Origin of the sequence: Microcoleus sp. N3A4 (assembly GCF_036701805.1) — a bacterium.
In the GTDB taxonomy this organism is placed as follows: domain Bacteria; phylum Cyanobacteriota; class Cyanobacteriia; order Cyanobacteriales; family Microcoleaceae; genus Microcoleus.
Map to the genome: position 1 here is coordinate 1 of NZ_JAUBRJ010000023.1, position 20,217 is coordinate 20,217.

Here is a 20,217-nt window from a genome sequence, read left to right on the forward strand (position 1 = left end):
TTCCTACTGCCTCTGTCAAGCCAGAAGTTTCTTAGAGTTGATATCTACTATTTTCGCTCGCTCTGATGTGGTATTCAGTGAATTACATTTTTCTTAACATATTTGGGAGAGCGAATGATGAAAGAGCGATTAAAAAACAAGACTTGAATTTTTTATGCGATCGCTGTTGATACGGCAGTAGAGACTAAGTAGAAAATGACTTAGCTTTAGCCGATCGAACGACAGCAGTTCAGGGAAGAGGAACTTAAAAAGCTAATTAACAGGCGTGGCATAATTATGGGATGATTTTTGACACTCTCTGCCCTAAATAAACTGAGATTCTTGATTCAAAAAGGCTGCGCTGGCTCTACCAGTTACTCCACAATGTGTCAGAAATCCTTAAAATAGCCTTGATTGATGAGTTACAAATGTTTGTGGGTCAAAAAACACAAATTAGGGTTATAAACAACTGTCAACCTTTTTCGGCCAGGCATCTTAGCCTGGGTTCTGGACGATCGCTTACAAGACTTGCGCGCAAACTCTGACTGTAATTGGTGAAAATTTATCAGTTTCTTGATACAATTGATGTTCGCGGCACGAGAGTTGACTGCACAATAAGACAGGTTTCACGAGTTGTGAACCGCGCTGCTACATTGCACCTACCGACTGACCGGGTAGGTGGGTTTTGTGTCTGCGGGCGCTGACGAAACCAACTCAACAGCGCAGCCAACAAAATAAAGCTAGATTTACTATCTACCCGTGTTCGCTGCAAGGCTACCCTTGCGGACTCAGGAAAAAAACACCCAAAAAGCCCGCGCGGCGCAGCTATCCCGTAGGGAATCGCCAGCAATGTATCTATTTGCAGGGGGGCGATTTCCCAAAGAATCACTGCTTTTTAACAGCAGGGTATTCTAGGAGACATATCCAAGGCGATTCGAGCGAGATAATTTAAAATCTGCAAACAGGGTTTAATTGCTAAGTACAGGCCGCATCGACGTAAATTTTTAATCGAATCAGCTTCCAACGTGCTGTCTTAAAGTTTACTCGGCTCCCACCGCTCGGCAGTTTTCTATCTCCGAGCTATAAAAACGCATCAACCACACAATCACGGAAATAACATTCAATCAACATGGGTAACACGATCGATCCAAACAGAAACGTGCATCAGACTCAGCGAGGAACTCCCTATGCCGGCCAAAGCTGGTTAGTGGAAGAAAGAGATGCCTGCGGTGTGGGTTTTATTGCCAACCAAAACGGTGCAGCTACTCACTCCTTAATTCAAAAAGCTCTGCCAGCCTTAACTTGTCTGGAACACCGCGGCGGTTGCAGCGCCGACCAAGATTCCGGTGACGGTGCGGGTTTGATGACCGCGATTCCTTGGGAATTGCTGGATGCTTGGTTTGCCGAACAGGGAATTGTGCCTCCCCCACGGGAAAACTGCGGCGTGGGAATGCTGTTTTTGTCTCAAGATAAATTTCAAGCGACTATAGCGCGGCAGGTGGTTGAGCAAGTTCTGACCGATCGCGGGCTGAAGCTTTTGGGGTGGCGCCAAGTTCCCATTGTACCGTCCGTTTTGGGCGAGCAAGCGCTAGAACATCAACCTCAAATCGAACAAGTAATAGTCAGTTCACCGCACTTAGCCGGAGACGAACTCGAAAGACAGCTATTTCTGGCCCGCCGCACGATCGGACACGCCCTGTCAAATCGCCCCAACTTCACCCGCCGAGAATTTTATACTTGCTCTTTCTCCTGCCGCACGATCGTCTATAAAGGCATGGTGCGATCGGCCGTACTGGGAGAATTTTACCAAGACCTGAAAAATCCCGCTTATAAAAGCTCCTTTGCCGTCTATCACCGGCGCTTCAGCACCAACACCATGCCCCGCTGGCACTTAGCCCAGCCCATGCGCTTGCTGGGACACAACGGCGAAATTAACACGCTCTTGGGCAACATTACCTGGATGAAGGCGCGGCAAGCCAATTTATCTCACCCGAATTGGAGTCAAGCTGACATCGACACGTTCAACCCAATTGTCAAATCCGAAAGCAGCGATTCGGCAAACTTGGACAACGTGATGGAATTGTTGGTGCATTCCGGCCGCACCCCCCTAGAATCCCTGACAATTATGGTGCCCGAAGCCTACAAAAATCAGCCGGATTTGGCGACCTATCCAGAAATTGTCGATTTTTACGAATATTACAGCGGCATTCAAGAACCTTGGGACGGCCCGGCACTGCTGGTGTTTAGCGACGGCAAACAAGTAGGTGCTACGCTCGATCGCAACGGTTTGCGGCCGGCCCGCTACTGCATTACTAAAGACGGTTTGGTAATTGTGGCTTCCGAAGCCGGAGTTGTCGATATTCCCGAAGCAGATATTGTCGAAAAAGGGCGTTTGGGGCCCGGACAAATGATTGCAGTTGACCTGCAAACCAACGAAATTCTCAAAAATTGGCAACTCAAACAGCGAATTGCTAAGCGGCACCCCTACGGCGAATGGCTGAAACAAAACCGCGAAATCTTGCAGCCGCAGCCTTTTGCCGAAACCGCAACCCTCGACTCGCAAACCCTGTTAGCAACCCAAACTGCTTTCGGCTACACGGCCGAAGATTTGGACATGGTGATCGTCGAGATGGCGAGTTCTGGGAAAGAACCGACTTTCTGCATGGGCGACGACGTTCCCTTAGCTGTGCTGTCAGAAAAGCCTCAGTTGCTGTACAACTATTTCAAACAGCGGTTCGCTCAAGTGACAAATCCGCCGATCGACCCCCTGCGCGAGGGGATGGTGATGTCGCTGACGATGAGTGTGGGTCTGCGGGGCAATTTACTGCAAGCAGTGCCGGAAAATGCCAAGCGGCTGAAAATTGATTCCCCCGTACTCAACGACGCTGAACTGTCTTTCTTGAAAGAGCAAAAGTCTTTCCCAGCTACCGAATTGTCAACGCTTTACAAAATTTCTGCCGGGCCTGGCGGTTTGAAAAGCGCAGTCGAGCAACTTTGTCAAGAGGCGGCTGCTTCGGTGCGCGAGGGTTCGAGGATTCTGATTTTGAGCGATCGACTTTTGAAGAAAGAAGGCAATGTATCTTCGGGTGGATTGAGTGCAGAATGTACTTACATTCCGCCATTCCTGGCAGTTGGCGCGGTTCACCACCACTTAATTAGCGTCGGCCTGCGGATGCAAACTTCGCTGGTTGTGGATACCGCCCAGTGCTGGAGCACTCACCACTTCGCTTGTTTGCTCGGTTACGGGGCGGTGGCTGTTTGCCCTTACCTGGCATTGGAAAGCGTGCGCGCCTGGTGGTCTGACGCCAAGACTCAAAACTTGATGCAGCACGGCAAAGTTCCCAATATTACCGTGACGCAGGCTCAAGCTAGATACCGCACAGCGGTGGAAAACGGCTTGCTGAAGATTATGTCGAAAATGGGGATTTCGCTGTTGTCTAGCTATCAAGGAGGGCAAATCTTTGAGGCGATCGGCATTGGCGGCGATCTGCTCGATTTGGGTTTCAAAGGCACGGTTTCTCGGATCGGCGGTTTGAGTGTGGCGGAACTGGCTAACGAGGTAATGTCTTTCCACAGTCAGGCTTTCCCAGAATTGATTCTGAAAAAGCTGGAAAATTACGGCTTCGTGCAGTACCGCCGGGGCGGTGAATATCACATGAACAGCCCGGAAATGGCGAAGGCTTTGCACAAGGCTGTGACTACTTTTAAGGCTCAAACTAACAGTAATGGCAACGGGGCCCAAGCAAAAATGGAACCAATTGGTTCCAAAAATTCTGAAACGGCTTACGACCATTACGAGGTTTACAAGAAACAGCTTGAAAACCGCCCGGTAACGGCTTTGCGGGATTTGCTGGATTTCCAGAGCGATCGCCCTTCCATTCCTGTCGAAGAAGTAGAATCTGTAGCAGATATTGTCAAGCGGTTCGCCACCGGCGGAATGTCCCTCGGCGCTTTGTCGCCGGAAGCCCACGAAACTCTCGCGATCGCGATGAACCGCATCGGCGGCAAATCCAACTCCGGCGAAGGTGGCGAAGACCCGGTGCGCTACAAAGTGCTAAACGATGTGAGCGCGGCCGGTTTCTCACAAACGCTACCTCACTTAAAAGGTTTGCAGAACGGCGATACAGCTTCTTCATCCATCAAACAAGTAGCTTCCGGACGTTTCGGGGTGACTCCTGAGTACCTGATGAACGCCCAACAAATAGAAATTAAAATCGCACAAGGTGCGAAACCGGGTGAAGGCGGTCAATTGCCGGGGCCGAAAGTGAGCGAGTATATTGCTTATTTGCGCCGATCGAAACCGGGTGTCACGCTGATTTCTCCTCCTCCTCACCACGACATTTATTCGATCGAGGATTTGGCGCAGTTGATTTTTGACTTGCACCAAATCAATCCGAAAGCAGGAGTTTCGGTGAAGTTGGTGTCGGAAGTCGGCATCGGGACTGTAGCCGCCGGTGTCGCCAAGGCAAATGCTGATGTGATTCAAATTTCCGGTCACGACGGCGGCACCGGTGCTTCGCCACTTAGTTCGATTAAGCACGCAGGTTCTCCGTGGGAACTCGGATTGACCGAAGTTCACCGGGTGCTGATGGAAAATAAATTGCGCGATCGAGTTTTACTCCGCGTTGACGGTGGCTTCAAAAGCGGCTGGGACGTGATTGTAGGCGCTTTGATGGGCGGCGAAGAGTACGGTTTCGGCACGGTGGCAATGATTGCAGAAGGCTGCATTATGGCTCGGGTTTGCCACATGAATAGTTGTCCGGTGGGGGTGACAACTCAACAAGAACACTTGCGGAAACGGTTCCCCGGTACGCCGGAACACGTTGTTAATTTCTTCTATTTCGTAGCACAAGAAGTGCGGAGTTTGCTGGCGAAATTGGGTTATAAGTCGATCGCAGATATCATCGGCCGCGCGGATTTGCTGAAAATGCGCGAAGGAGTGCACCTGACTAAAACCCAAGCGATTAATTTGGATTGTTTGACCAAGTTACCGGATACTAAGAGCGATCGATCTTTCTCGGTGCACGGCGGCGTACACACCAACGGGCCAGTGTTAGACGATGATTTGCTCGCGGATGCTGAGATTCAAAGTGCGATCGCGAATCACGGCACTGTTAGCAAGAGTGTAAAATTGGTGAATACCGATCGCACTGTAGGCGCGCGTTTGGCAGGTGCGATCGCACAGCAACACGGCAACACCGGCTTTAGCGGTCAAATCACCCTCAACTGCACTGGTAGCGCGGGCCAAAGCTTCGGCGCGTTCAATTTGCCGGGGATGACGCTGGTACTGTCAGGCCAAGCCAACGACTATGTTGGTAAAGGAATGCACGGCGGCGAAATCGCGATCGCACCGCCGGCTGGTGCGACTTACGATGCTTCCGAAAATGCGATCGTCGGCAACACTTGTTTGTACGGTGCGACGGGCGGAATTCTGTTGGCTGCGGGTAAAGCTGGCGAACGGTTTGCGGTGCGAAATTCGATGGCGAAAGCAGTCATTGAAGGTGCGGGCGATCACTGCTGCGAGTACATGACTGGCGGCGCGATCGTCGTGTTAGGCAAAGTCGGCCGGAATGTCGGCGCTGGAATGACTGGCGGTTTGGCTTATTTCCTCGATGAAGACGGGACTTTCCCGGCTCACGTCAACGGGGAGATTGTGAAGATGCAGCGGGTTTGTACGGCCGCTGGTGAGTTGCAATTGAAGGAGTTGATTGAGATGCAGCGCGATCGAACTAACAGCAAAAAAGCCGAGAAGATTTTGGCAAATTGGTCGGAATATTTGCCGAAGTTCTGGCAAGTTGTGCCGCCAAGTGAAGCGAATTCGCCGGAGGCTTCGGAACAAAAGATAGCTGTGGAAGCTTAATTTTGTGGCTGGTTAAATACAGCGTATCCCAGGTTTATGAAGCAGGGACACCGCACCGTGCCTTTCGTCGTGTCAACTTAAGGATGCGATCGCCTGGTTGAGGGCGATCGTTCTTAACCTTCAGGGGGCGACAATGAGGTTAAAGCTGTTGCCCTCTAAGCTTTATCGCCCTCATTCCCCTCTGATAAAATAACTTTTTATTGCGAACAAAACTCAGCATAGACTCTACCCACTTCTGACATTCGTTAACAGCGATTAATACCAATTCTCGCCTCCAGAAAGCAACAATCATGAGTGTTAAGTTTGTTTCCTGAACCCTGTTTGTAAGGTGCGTCGCTGCTCGAAAAGTCGCTCTTTTTTAGAATTGTAGATGGCGACGCACCTGGAGGCTAAGTTAGAAGCCCCTTTTTTATCTAACAATGTCCAAAATATGGGGAAAGCTCTTTTTTGGTAAATGGCGCCGATCGTTAAGACATTATATCAATACGCTTGGGATCGGACACTCATGGAGACAAAACCCTGTGAAAAATAGATACGGAGAAGGCGCCTGCGCGAAGGGCTTATGCTTCGCCCAAAGCTCTCTTCGGACAAAAAAACATTAACCCAAGCGTATTGGACATTATATTTTTTTCATTGAGTTCTATCCAAGGCTACAATTAATTGAGTTCCGGCTGATATTTGACCGAAAAGCGAGACACAAGCCCCCGGCTGTCTTACGTGGGGATAAGTCGGTAGCGGTTTCAACCGCCTTGAATATTTAGCTCGTGTTCTCTTGTATTTCTTGAAAAAACGTTCAGTCGATAACTCAAGAAAAGAGTAGAATAGGTCGAGGAGGTAAAGTAAGTGTTCAATCTGACCTACGAATTCAAACTTAAGCCCACAGTAGCACAAGTAACAATCTTTGAAGATTGGCTAGAACAATGCCGTCGTGTATACAACTGGGCACTGGCAGAGCGTAAAGATTGGTTTAAATCTCGTAGCTGTCAAATTAACACTTGCTCAATTCGCGCTGAATATCTAATTCCCGCCGATCGAACCAGACCGACCTACGCCAGTCAGTGTAAGGGTTTAACTCAAGCTAGAGCAACTATACCAGCACTCAAAGCAGTTCAAGTGCACGTTCTGCAACAAACTCTTAAACGGCTTGAACGCGCATTTGTAAATATGTGGGAACAAAAACACGGATTTCCTCGCTTCAAAAAAGTTGGGAAGATGCGCTATGATTGTATTTCCTCAGATGGGAGTAGAACCTATCAAAAATAGTGCTGTTAAACTACCTAAGATTGGCTGGGTGCAGTTTCGCCCAAGTCGCGAAATACCAAGTGATGCCATACTAAAACAAGTGCGCGTAGTTAAGCGTGTTTCTGGCTGGTATGCAATGCTAGCTTTGCAATGGGACGTTTCAATCCCCGATATCATTCCACATGGAAACCCAGTGGGGCTTGATGTTGGCTTGACTAATTTTATTGCAACTTCGGATGGGCTTCTAATTAAACGTCCAAAGTTTTTTATTGATGCAGAACGCAAGGTTAAATTACTGCAACAGAGTGTCAGTAGAAAACGCATAGGCTCAAATAATTGGCAGAAAGCTCAGAAAAAAGTGGCACTGCTGCACGAGTACGTAGCCAACTGCCGAAAAGACTGGCATCGCAAGCTATCACACAAAATCTGCAATGATGCAGGGATGGTTTTTGTCGAGAATTTAAATCTGGTCGGGTTATCGAGAGGAATCTTGGGCAAGCATTGTTTAGATGCTGGTTTTGGTCAATTCTTCAACATTCTCGAACAAACTTGTTTTAAACGTGGTGTGTACTTTCAAAAAGTAGATGCCAGAAAAACCAGTCAAATTTGTCCAAATTGCGGTACAGAAACAGGCAAAAAAGACCTATCAGAACGCACTCACAGTTGTTCAAGCTGCGGGTATATAACAGATAGAGATGTAGCCTCCGCTCAAGTAGTTTTAATTAGAGGACTGGCAGCCGTAGGGCATACGGTGAAGATGCTTGCTGAGGGTAAATTCATTGGAATCCCTGTGAAGCAAGAATCCCCCGGCTTCTAGCCGTGGGGAGTGTCAAGAAGGTCTAAAATCAGTACAGTCCTCTGCTGACTTGCTTTCAGCAATATTTCAGCATAATTACCCTGAAACCTCATAATAATTCTTGTGCCCAACGATTCCCAGAACCGCTCAGAGCTGGATCTGAAGACCATTTTTCCATTCGAGCTAGATAACTTTCAGAGAGAGGCGATCGCCGCCCTCGATGCAGGTAAATCCGTTGTCGTGTGCGCTCCCACAGGCTCGGGGAAAACTTTAATCGGCGAATACGCCATCCATCAAGCACTCGACCGGGGGCGGCGCGTCTTCTACACCACTCCCCTCAAAGCTCTCTCCAACCAAAAGCTGCGCGACTTCCGCAATCAATTTGGAGACGACAACGTAGGTTTGCTGACGGGCGACATCTCCGTCAATCGAGATGCGCCGATTTTGGTGATGACTACGGAAATATTTCGGAATATGCTCTACGGTACGCCGATCGGAGCAGTCGGTACTTCCCTCACCGGAGTCGAAACCGTGGTGCTCGACGAGTGTCACTACATGAACGATCGCCAGCGCGGTACCGTCTGGGAAGAATCGATCATCTACTGTTCCAGCGAAATTCAACTGCTCGCCCTCTCAGCAACCGTGGCCAATAGCGGGCAACTCACAGACTGGATTAACAAAGTCCACGGGCCCACAGAGCTCGTCTACTCAGACTTTCGACCAGTGCCGCTGCAATTCCACTTCGCCAATCAAAAAGGGATATTCCCGCTGCTAGATGAGACCGGCAAAAGAGCCAATCTGCGCCTCATCCCCAAAAAGAAGCAGCAAAAAGTAGAAAGAGGCAGCATCCCCACTCCGAGTTTGACCGATGTTTTGTCCCGGTTGGACGATCGAGATATGCTACCAGCAATTTACTTCATCTTCAGCCGCCGCGGGTGCGACCAAGCAGTCGCAGAAGTCGGCAATTTCTCCCTAGTTAACGAAGCCGAAACAGCCGAACTCAAACGCATTATTGACGATTTTTTACAGCGGAACCCAGAAGCAGAACGTTTCGGTCAAAAAGAAGCACTTTTAAAAGGCATCGCCGCCCACCACGCAGGCATTTTGCCCGCTTGGAAAGGCTTAGTAGAAGAACTCTTTGGCAGAGGTTTGATTAAAGTCGTATTTGCCACCGAAACCCTAGCAGCCGGGATTAATATGCCCGCCCGCACCACAGTCATTTCCACCCTGTCTAAGCGCACGGACAAGGGACACAGACTGCTAAACGCTTCAGAATTCCTGCAAATGGCCGGTCGGGCGGGTCGGCGGGGGATGGACGAGCTGGGGCACGTGGTCGCAGTGCAGACGCGCTTTGAAGGCGCAAAAGAAGCCTCTTATTTGGCAACAGCCAAAGCCGACCCCCTCGCCAGTCAGTTTACGCCCAGCTACGGCATGGTGCTGAATTTGCTGCAAACTCACACGATCGATGAAGCTCAAGAGTTGGTAGAACGGAGTTTCGGTCAATACCTGTCTACCTTGTACTTGCAGCCGCAGCAATCGGAATTAGACCGGTTGCAAACAGAATTGGCGGTGCTGGAAGAGTCCCTGGCGGCGGGAGGCAATGTCTCCACCCTGGAAAAACACCTCGCCCATTACGAAAAATTGCAGGCAAGACTCAAAGAAGACAAACGTTTGCTCAAAATTCTCTTGCAGCAAGCTGAAGAAGCCAGATTTAAGGAGATGTCCGTAGCTGTGGCTTTTGCAGTGCTCGGCACGGTTCTGAGCCTCAAAGGCAAGCACGTTCCGACAGCTAAACGATCGCACACAACTCCTGTACCCGCCGTATTGGTTGCCAAAACCGCAGGTTCGGGCCAAGCACCAAATTTGGTGTGCTTGGGCAAAGACAACCGCTGGTATGTCGTCGCCATTAGCGATGTGGCTACCCTGCACGCCGAATTACCCCGATCGAGCGTCGCAGATACCTTGAACCCGCCCTCAGAAATGCCCCTGAGACTAGGCCAGTGCCGCATGGGAACTGAAGAAACTGCTTCAATTGCTCAGTTAATCCCACAATTGCCCGCACCGGAACCGAGCCCAGAGGCGATCGAGCAACAGCAAAAAATTGCAGCCCTAGAAGCTAAACTAGAAATTCACCCGGTTCTAGAATGGGGCAATCCCGCTACCTTGCTCAAACGCCAGCGCCGCCGGGAAGAATTGAAAAAAGAAATCCGTAAAAGCGAACAAGAGTTAGAAAAGCAGCGAGCTCGCTACTGGGAGCAATTTCTCAATTTAATTGACATCTTGCTCAATTTCGGCTGCTTGGAAAGAGTAGTTTCGGCAACTGGAAACCGAGATGACTCCTCCGACAGGTTGGTGCCCACAATCTTGGGCCAAGCTTGCGCCGCCATTCGCGGCGATAACGAACTGTGGCTGGGTTTGTCCCTGATGTCTGCGGAGTTTGACGAACTCGACCCCCACCACCTCGCTGCTGCTTGCGCCGCCTTAGTTACAGAAGTTTCTAGGCCGGACAGTTGGACTCACTACTCGCTGTCGCCGGAAGTTTTGGCACCTTTGGACAATCTGCAAAAAGGCCTGCGCCGCCGATTGTTTCAAGTGCAGTACCGCCACGAAGCTGCGATCCCGATTTGGCTGGAACGGGATTTAGTGACTTTGGTCGAACAGTGGGCTCTTGGCGTTGAATGGCTGGAACTGATTAGCCATACGAGTTTGGATGAAGGGGATGTGGTGCGGATTTTGCGCCGGACTTTGGATTTCTTGTCTCAGATTCCTCATGTTCCTCACGTTTCGGATGCTTTGCGGAGGAATGCTTGTCGGGCGATGCAGTTAATCGATAGATTCCCGGTTAATGAAGCTGCAAGTTAGAAAAGTGTTGACAGTTGACAGTTGGCTGTTGGCTGTTGGCTGTTGACAGTTGGCTGTTGACTGTTGACTGTTGACTGTTGGCTGTAAGCTGTGCGGCATCTAAATTGTATTTGGGGTTTTTCAACCCAAATGCACCCAGGTTTTAATCTAAAATCGTTTCCGGTTGCATCGGTATTGTTCAAATGTCCAAACAGTCACCTGTCCACTGTCATGAGGAATAGACCAAGATTTAAATCCAAAATCCCAAATCTAAAATCGCTCGATCGCTCTTAATTGTTATTAAATTTTTCTATAGCGGTGTGGTGGCTAATTCTCATATTTATGCAACAAATCAAAAAGTCTCATCAAATGCCTGATGTCTGCTCTCAGGGTCAAAAAATTCGCTTTTTCACTTTCTTGCAAAGAGTCTTAATTGGAACTCTAGCGAGTACATTACTCAATCTCTTTATCCTATTTCCCTCTCCGAGTTTCGCAGAAGTAGTTTTGGGCGTTGTTCGCAGTTCCGAGAATTCTCCCGACTGGGTGAAGATTACCACGCGCCTCTGGGAAAGTGGCATTGCTTACAAACCAATCAATCTCGAAGAAATCAAAAATTTGGCGGATTTAGCAGGCGTTAACGTGCTGTTTTTGCCCAACATAGAAACTTTGACTCCGGCGCAACTTAAAGTTTTACAAGCTTGGGCATCCCAGGGCGGCCGCTTGATTGCTTCGGGCCCAGTCGGCCGCAGTTCCCCGGCCTTGGTGCGCCAATCTTTGCGATCGCTCCTCGGGGCCTATTGGGCTTTTCCGTTAACCCAGCCGGCGGCGCCACTACCCCGCACGCGCTGTCGGGATCTGGCTTGCACTACTTCTAGCAATTGGGTGCCTGCAGCACAACAAAATGCCTCAGTCCAAGGCGGTGTCTTGATTCCCGCCGACGCGAACAGTCAAACTGTCGCTACTTGGAAAGATAGTTCCGGTTCCTCCGCAGCCATCGCCACCGATCGCGCTACCTATCTCGGCTGGCGCTGGGGTAGCGACGGTTCGGCAAATGTAGACAAGGCTTGGCTGCAAGCCTCGATCGCCCGCTGGGGAGGCACAATCGCTGCGCCACCTGCTGCGCCACCAACAGCGACCGCCCCCCCATTGCCAAATCCCCCCTCCAGAGTCACTAGAAACGTGCCTAGTTCGCCGCGCAGTACCCCCCTGAGCCGACTTTCTCCCTCTCCCTCTCCCTCGCTTCCCGATCCGGTACCTGCAACTTTTACAGACCCTTCGGATCAGTCGGCGCCGGCGGGTTTGGACGTGCAGGCAAATTCCAATAAGCCGATCGTCAGCATTGAAGCGTACTTGATGCGCCAAGAACTGACAAACCTCCTCGGTAGGTTTGAAAGCGCCATGACAGCAGCTAATTCAGCTAATACGCCTGTTAATCTCAATGCTGCTACCCCCCCTCAACTGGTGGCGGCAAGCAACAGTGCCGGCGGCCCGACGGCCAGCCGCCCGCCTGTTCTGCAAGGAATCAGGGCGCGGGCGATCGCCCAAGCGCGGCAGGTTTTGCAAACTTTCGACCAACTCCTGCAAGAGCAAAACTACGCGGAGGCCAGACAGCAGTGGGTGCAGGCGCGGCAGTTGCTGTGGCAAAATTATCCCCAGGAAGGGCAGCGCGTTGGGGCGGAAATTCGGGCGGTTTGGCTCGATCGCGGGACGATCGTCGCAGCGCGATCGGAACAGGGTTTAGCGGCAGTGTTCGATCGGCTAGCCACCGCCGGTATCAATACCGTTTTCTTTGAAACTTTGAATGCCGGATATACAATTTATCCCAGTCAAGTTGCACCGCAACAAAACCCCCTCACAGTTGGCTGGGACCCGCTGGAATCTGCGGTTAAATTGGCTCACGAGCGAGGCATGGAACTGCACGCTTGGGTGTGGATTTTTGCCACAGGAAATAAGCGCCACAATACTTTAATTGGCAAGCCTAGTGCTTATCCAGGGCCGGTGCTTGCCGCTCATCCAGATTGGGCAAATATTGACAATAAAGGACGCACGCAACATCCTAACGATGGTAAATTTTATCTCGATCCGGCGAACCCGGAAGCGCGCAGTTATTTGCTGCGAATTGTCAGCGAAATTGCCAACAACTACAAAGTAGATGGGGTGCAATTAGACTATATTCGCTATCCTTTTCAAGATGACAATGCGGGTTTTACTTACGGTTACGGTATTGCGGCGAGGCAGCAATTTAAGCAGTTGACTGGTGCAGATCCGGTGAATATTTCGCCTGGTTCCGGCAGTTTGTGGCGGCAGTGGGTTGAGTTTAAAACTAATCAAATTAATACTTTTGTAGCTGAAGTTTCTCAGCTTTTGCGGCAAAATTATCCGCGCACAATTCTGTCGGTGGCGGTGTTTCCGCACCCGGAAAGTCAGCGGATTTACAAAATTCAGCAAAATTGGGAAGTTTGGGCTCGTCAGGGAATTGTAGATTTGATTGTGCCGATGACTTATGCTTTGGATACGAACCGACTTCAGCGCATCACCGAACCGCTGGTAAAGGAACAAATTCTGGGTTCGGCTTTGATTTCTCCGTCGGTTAAGTTGTTGACTCTCCCGGAAGTTGTGGCGATCGACCAAATTCAAGCTTTGCGCGATTTGCCGACTGGGGGCTATGCTATTTTTGCGGTGGAAAGTATCAGCAGCGGGATGCAGGGGTTTTTCAACCGCACTCAAGGCCGGCCGGTGCGTTCCGCTTCTGCTGCGGAGCCGATTCCTTACCGGCAGCCGTTTGCGGCCGCAGCTTCGCGCTATACTGCTCTCAAACAGGAATGGAGTTTTTTGTTGGCTAACAATCAGTTGCGGGTGTCGGAATCTGAACTGAAAGTTTTGCAAAGTCGATCGGATGAATTGGCGCAAGCTTTGAGCAAATTGGCGGCAAATCCTTCTACGGAAAGTTTAGCAACTGCTAAAAGATTGTTGGGGGGTTTTCAATCTCAATTTCAATCTTCGATGCGCTTGCATTCGGCAGAAAATAGCTATCAAGTTCAAACTTGGCAAAATCGCTTGGAGAGTTTGGATATGCTGTTGCGTTACGGCGAAAGGATGGAGTTGAATCGCAGGTAATTGCAGGTTTTTGGGCGGAGTGCTCGTTAGCTACTGTTTGTTCAAACTGAGATGTTGCACCATTCTCAATAACCCTTCTCTGGGCGGGCAGGATGCCCACCCCACAAGAAAATGTACTTGTTGTGGAACAGGCCGGAAAGCCTGTTCTTGAGAATGGTGCAAGATGTGAGTTCAAACTGAAATGTTGCACGATCCTCGTTTAACAGGCTTTTCGGGCCTGTGAAGCCAAGAGTGAGTTTGATTGTGGGCCGTTGCTCTTCTAGCCCGCCCGTCCAATACTTAGGATCGCGAATTAAATAACTTACAATTTTAATTGTTATGGTGGGATGGGCTCTTATAGCCCGTCCAAAAAGGGCGGGCTCTTATAGCCCAACCCCTACTCCCCACTTTCAAGAGTGTAAGTTATTTAATTCTCATTCCTTAACAGGCTTTTCGGGCCTGTGAAGCCAAGAGTGAGTTTGATTGTGGGCCGTTGCTCTTCTAGCCCGCCCGTCCAAGACTTATTGAGAATGATGCAATATATCAGATGATTTCGAGTTAGGTCGATCGCGCCCAACGATCTGTATCAGTAGTTACGAAAAAAACTCTGAGTAGAAATACGCTATTTTGATATAAGGAGCGTGGATTAAATAACTTCCGTAGGTTGGGTTGAGGCACGAACCCTCCGTTTCACTCCGCCCAACAATCAAGCGTGGGGTTGGGTTTCGTTCCTCAACCCAACCTACAAAAAATGCAAGTTATTTAATTCTCATTCCTAAATTGATCGGCGGTACTGTTGTCAGTAAAGTACAGCAGAAGGAGAAAAGGAAGGGCAAAGGGAAGATGATTTCTAATCAAAACTCAAAACAATTACCAATGCCCAATTCCCCATTCCCAATTCCCAATTCCTCTTAAGATGAATATGTTTCCTAAACCGCTCAATCGCTTTGCTACCAAAATTATCGGCAAAGCTCCATTACAAACGGTGTTCGTGGTTCCTTTTTTAGTGCAAATTGTCGGCATCGTAGGAGTTGTAGGTTGGCTGTCGTTCCAAAACGGTCAGCGGGCGGTCAACGATGTTGCCGCTCAGTTGCGGGGAGAAATTAGCGATCGCATCAAAGACCGCATTGAAAATTATATGTCAATTCCCCACATTGTCAATCACCTGAACGTTCAAGGTATAAAATTGGGGCAGTTGAACCTAGAAGAAAAACAAAAACTAGAACTTCATTTCCTCGAACAAATTCAATATTTTGATTCGATCAGCATCATTTACACAGCTACAGAAAATGGAGACCACTCGGGAGCAATCCGCACTAAAGACCGGACTTTGATATCTGCTGCTGACAGCTCTACTGGCAATAAATTAGCTCGATATACTGCTGACTCTCAGGGAAACCGCGTTCAATTAGTGGAAATTTCACCCGATATTTACGACCCGCGAGTTCGCCCTTGGTACATAGCAGCAGTAGCTGCCAAAAAACCTATTTGGAGTCAAATTTATACTGATTTTTTGACTAGGGAACTGGCAATTACTGCTGCTTTGCCTATCTACGACGACGCGGGCAAACTGTTAGGAGTAGCTGGCAGCGATTTGCTGTTTTCCCGAATCAAAGAATTTCTCGTCAGCCTCAAAATTGGCAAATCGGGACAAACTTTTGTGATGGAGCGATCGGGGATGTTAATTGCCACTTCAACGGCGAGTCAAGAATTCGTGGTGGAAGGTAAAGAAACAAAACGCATCAGAGCTTCAGAAAGCGACAATCCGGTAATTCGACAAACCGCACAGCATTTAGAGAAATCCTACGACAGCTTAGCTAAAATCTCTAATTCTCAACAGCTTACTTTTGATGTAGACGGCAAGCGGAATTTTATTCAGGTAGCTCCTTTTAAAGACGATCGAGGGTTGGATTGGCTGATTGTAGTAGTTGTGCCAGAATCCGACTTTATGGAGCAAATTAACGCCAATACGCGCACGACTTTTTTGTTGTCGGTTGCAGCTTTGATTGGGGCGGCAATTCTGGGAATTTTTACTGCTAAATGGGTAGTTCAGCCGATTTTAAGATTGAATGCGGCGGCGAAAGCTTTGGCGAAGAATGAATGGGATACAAAGCTCACTCTGAGCCGCGAAGATGAACTCGGAGAACTTGCTGCTGCTTTTAACAGCATGGCAGAGCAATTGCAGCATTCATTTACTTCCTTATCGGAAAGCGAAAGCCGAGTCAAACAATTTCTCAATGCAGTACCGCTAGGCATTTTTATTGCAGAGCCAAACGGTCAACCTCTCTACATTAATCCTAGCGGAGAGCAACTTTTATCTCAAGGAATTGTGACCGCAAATGCCGAAAATTTACGTCAAATCTACCGAGTTTATTTAGCTGGTACTCAGAAAATTTACCCGGCGGAACGCGACCCAATTTTAAATGCTTTGCAGGGTAAAAGTGTAACTGTTGATGACATTGAAATATCCTCCACTGACAAAACGGTTCCCCTGCAAGTTTGGGGAACTCCTATTTACGACGCCCAAGGAAATGTTATCTACGGAATGTGCGCTTTTCAAGATATTACCAAACGCAAACTAGCGGAGAAAGTATTAAGGGAATACAACCACAATTTAGCAGTGCAAGTTGCAGAACGCACCGCCGATCTTGCCAAGGCAAAAGAAAAATTTTCTAAAGCTTTTCGTTCGAGTCCGAATGCGATTACGATCACGAGAATCTGTGACGGCTGCCACCTAGAAGTTAATGATAGTTTTTGCCGGATGATGGGTTACAGCCAGGAAGAAATTATCGGTAAAACAGCGGTGCAGCTCAATTTTTGGGCGAGTTTGGGAGAGCGCGATCGCATGATTCAAATGTTAAAAGACAAGACGGCAATTCACAATTACGAACTCAGGTTTCGCAATAGAAAGGGTACAGAAAGGACGGCGCTGCTGTCGATCGAAACAATCGATATTGACGGAGAAGCTTGTTTTTTGTCGATTTCTAGCGATATTACCGATCGCCAAAAAGCAGAAACTGCCCTCCGGGAAGCAGAAGAAAAGTATCGCAACATTTATGAAAATGCTTTGAATGGAATTTTTCAAACTGCTGGTGACGGGAAATACATCAGCGCTAACCCCGGTTTAGCTAAGATATACGGTTACGAATCGCCAGCAGAATTAATAGCAGCACAGCCGAATTTTAAGAACCAGCTTTACGTGAAACCAAACCGCCGCGACGAATTTACAGCCCTGATCGACGAGTACGGGATACTATCAAACTTTGAATCGGAAATTTACCGCAAAGATGGCAGCATAATCTGGATTTCCGAAAATTGTCGCGCTGTCTGCGATGAAGCCGGAAATCTACTTTACTACGAAGGTTTTATTAAAGACATTACTGATAACAAACAAGCGGAAATCAAAATGCAGCAGGCGAAAGAAGCGGCCGAAGCAGCAAACAAAGCTAAGAGTACCTTTCTCGCCAATATGAGCCACGAATTGCGATCGCCCCTGAATGCGGTCATCGGCTTTGCTCAAGTCATGATCCGCAGTAAAACTCTGTCTCCTGAAAATCAAGAAGATGTCGGAATTATCCTGCGGAGTGGCGAACATTTACTGGCTTTAATCAACCAAGTTTTAGATTTGTCAAAAATCGAATCCGGACGCACTACCGTATATGAAAAAAACTTTGATTTATACCGGCTGATCGACGATTTAGAAGATATGTTTGCTCTCAAATCTGAGGAAAAAGGCTTGCAATTAATCTTCAATCGGGACGCGGAAGTTCCCCATTACATTTGTACCGATGAAGTAAAATTGCGCCAAGTCTTAATTAATTTGCTCAACAATGCAATTAAATTCACTTCACAAGGCGGAGTGTCGGTGCAAGTTAAAGGAAGAAGCCGGAAGCTACACAAAAACAGCGCTGACAAATTGCCCGGCCGCTACTCGCTGCATTTTGAAGTTCAAGATACGGGTGCAGGCATTGCTGCGGAGGAAATCCCTCAGTTGTTTGAAGCCTTCGTGCAGACAAAAACTGGTAAAGAGTCTCAGGAAGGAACGGGTTTAGGTTTAGCGATTAGCCGTCAGTTCGTGCAATTAATGGGAGGTGAAATTACTGTTACCAGCGAAATCGGAAAGGGTACAATCTTTCAGTTTGACATCCAAGTTCATCTGGTTGAAGCTGGTGATATTGAAAGCAAAAAAACTCAACGTCGAGTTGTTGCTCTCGAACCGAACCAGCCGAGTTATCGCTTGCTAATTGTGGACGACAAACCTTTGAACCGCCAACTGTTGGTAAAACTTCTCAGTCCGCTTGGATTTGAGTTGAGAGAAGCTAATAACGGTAAAGAAGCGGTGGATATTTTTATGGAGTGGGAACCGCATCTGATTTGGATGGACATGAGAATGCCCGTGATGGACGGCTACGAGGCAACGAAACAGATTAAAACTACAACTGGCGGGCAAGCAACCGCGATTGTGGCCCTGACTGCTAGCGTTTTGGAGGAAGAACGGGCGGTGATTCTTTCGGCGGGTTGCGATGATTTTATGCGGAAACCGTTCCGAGAGGAAGATATCTTTGGGGCAATGGGAAAACATTTGGGAGTACGCTATATTTATGAAGATCCAACAGCAGTAAGTGCGGCAGGTGTAGCAGAGTCAAGTCAGGAGGTGCTGACACCGGAGGCGATCGCCTCTCTTTCTCCAGAATGGATAGCCGAATTCAAGCAAAATATTTTGAGTGTGGACATGGAGGCGATCGCCAGTTCGATCGCACAAATCCGCACTGTCAACTCCTCTCTTGCGGGCACGCTTCAAGATTGCATTAATAATTTTGAATATGACAGAATATTGAACATAATCGAGATTAGCGAGAACCAGTAAATATCCGATGACTTCAACTTTATCCAACACCAATCGAGCTAATATTTTAGTAGTAGACGACACTCCAGAAAACCTGCGGCTGCTGACAGGAATTTTGAGCGAAAAAGGCTATCAAGTTCGCCCAGTTCCCAACGGTAAGCTAGCACTGTCGGCAGCTCAAAAAATACCCCCGGATCTAGTGCTGCTGGATATTATGATGCCGGAGATGGACGGCTATGAAGTTTGTCAGCGCCTCAAAGATTCTGAAGTAACCAAAGACATTCCGGTGATTTTCATCAGTGCGATTAACGACGTGATGGATAAAGTTAAAGCTTTTGCGGTTGGGGGAGTGGATTTTATTACCAAACCGTTTCAGGTTGAAGAAGTTTTAGCCAGAGTCGATACTCATTTAAAAATTTGTTTGCTGCAACAAAGCTTGCAAGAAAAAAATCAAGATTTAGCAACGGCTATCCAGCAACTTCAAGCCACTCAAGAGCATTTGATTCAATCGGAAAAAATGGCGGCGCTGGGACAACTGATTGCTGGCATTGCCCACGAAATCAATACTCCCCTGGGCATTATAGGTTCCTCTGTTAATAATATAGCTAGCTTTTGGGACTATAATTTAGCAAAAATGCCTCTATTTTATCAACAAATTTCTGAAGAAAGTCAAGCTTATTTTTTAACTTTACTCTACAGAGCTACTCATCAAAAAGTTTTATTTACCAGCCGAGAGAAGCGGAAATTCAAGCAGCAGTTGACTAGCGATTTGATGGCGGAATCAGTTGAAAAACCAGATGAAATTGCCGATACTTTAGTGGATATGGAAATTTACGATAACATAGAACAGTTGTTGCCACTTTTTAAATTGCCGGATTGGGAAGTAGTTTTAAATACTGCTTACCAGTTTGCGAGCTTTAAAAAAAGTATTAGCCTCATCCAAAGAGCGACAGCTAAGTCTGGAAAAGTAGTATTTGCCTTGAAAACCTACGCTCATTTCGATAGCAAGCAAGAAAAAGTCCAGGCAAACTTGCACGACGGTATTGAAACGGTGTTAACCCTTTATCAAAATCAACTGAAACACGGTATAGAAGTAGTTAAAATTTATGGAGATTTACCCAAAATCGTCTGCTATCCCGATGACTTAAATCAAGTTTGGACGAATTTGGTTCACAATGCCCTGCAAGCAATGGATTATAAGGGTATTTTGACTATTGAAACTCAGCAGCAAGAAGCAAATGTTGTCCTCAAATTTACTGATAACGGCAAAGGTATTCCCGCAGAAGTTATTCCGAAAATTTTTCAGCCATTTTTTACGACTAAATCTGCGGGCGAAGGTAGCGGTTTGGGATTGGATATTGTGAGAAAAATTGTTGAAAAACACGAGGGAACAATTGTTGTAGAGTCCATACCAGGGCAGACAACTTTTACAGTCTTGCTGCCAATCTAGTGCACAAAACTTATACCAATTTTCGCCTCGTTATGCAACAATCATGAGTGTTTAGTTTGTTTTCTGAAAGAGTGTTTGTAAGGTGCGTCGCTGCTCGAAAAGTCGCT

The 20,217-nt window shown here is 48.0% G+C and carries 8 protein-coding genes; 7 read left to right on the forward strand and 1 reads right to left on the reverse strand.

What is annotated here, in order from left to right; genetic code table 11:
- The first annotated feature begins 1,108 nt into the window (after positions 1-1,108).
- The 4 genes from QUA56_RS15350 to QUA56_RS15365 all read left to right on the forward strand — a co-directional run bounded on the left by QUA56_RS15350 (position 1,109) and on the right by QUA56_RS15365 (position 10,739).
- A complete protein-coding gene (locus QUA56_RS15350) occupies positions 1,109-5,839 on the forward strand; it encodes a glutamate synthase-related protein (RefSeq protein ID WP_333358985.1) in 4,731 nt (1,576 codons plus the stop codon).
- An 843-nt stretch (positions 5,840-6,682) separates the two neighbouring features.
- Entirely contained in the window at positions 6,683-7,102 is a 420-nt protein-coding gene (locus QUA56_RS15355; protein ID WP_333358987.1) for a helix-turn-helix domain-containing protein, read from the forward strand.
- On the forward strand, positions 7,059-7,898 hold the full coding sequence (locus QUA56_RS15360; RefSeq protein ID WP_333358990.1) for a transposase: 840 nt from the start codon (positions 7,059-7,061) through the stop codon (positions 7,896-7,898). The genes QUA56_RS15355 and QUA56_RS15360 overlap by 44 nt, the downstream gene beginning before the upstream one ends.
- A 102-nt stretch (positions 7,899-8,000) precedes the next feature.
- Entirely contained in the window at positions 8,001-10,739 is a 2,739-nt protein-coding gene (locus QUA56_RS15365) for a DEAD/DEAH box helicase (protein WP_333358992.1), read from the forward strand.
- Here the strand turns inward: QUA56_RS15365 and QUA56_RS15370 are convergent.
- A complete protein-coding gene (locus QUA56_RS15370; protein WP_333358994.1) occupies positions 10,720-10,863 on the reverse strand; it encodes a hypothetical protein in 144 nt (47 codons plus the stop codon). The genes QUA56_RS15365 and QUA56_RS15370 overlap by 20 nt on opposite strands.
- A 224-nt stretch (positions 10,864-11,087) precedes the next feature.
- Between QUA56_RS15370 and QUA56_RS15375 the strand changes: the two genes are divergently transcribed.
- The 3 genes from QUA56_RS15375 (at position 11,088) to QUA56_RS15385 (ending at position 20,110) form a co-directional block, all read left to right on the forward strand.
- A complete protein-coding gene (locus QUA56_RS15375; RefSeq protein WP_445242913.1) occupies positions 11,088-13,835 on the forward strand; it encodes a family 10 glycosylhydrolase in 2,748 nt (915 codons plus the stop codon).
- Positions 13,836-14,736: 901 nt separating this feature from the next.
- Positions 14,737-18,681 (forward strand): PAS domain S-box protein, encoded by a 3,945-nt coding sequence (locus tag QUA56_RS15380; RefSeq protein ID WP_445242914.1) that lies wholly within the window; start codon positions 14,737-14,739, stop codon positions 18,679-18,681.
- Between the two features lie 7 nt (positions 18,682-18,688).
- Positions 18,689-20,110 (forward strand): response regulator, encoded by a 1,422-nt coding sequence (locus QUA56_RS15385; protein ID WP_333359001.1) that lies wholly within the window; start codon positions 18,689-18,691, stop codon positions 20,108-20,110.
- Positions 20,111-20,217 lie beyond the last annotated feature (107 nt).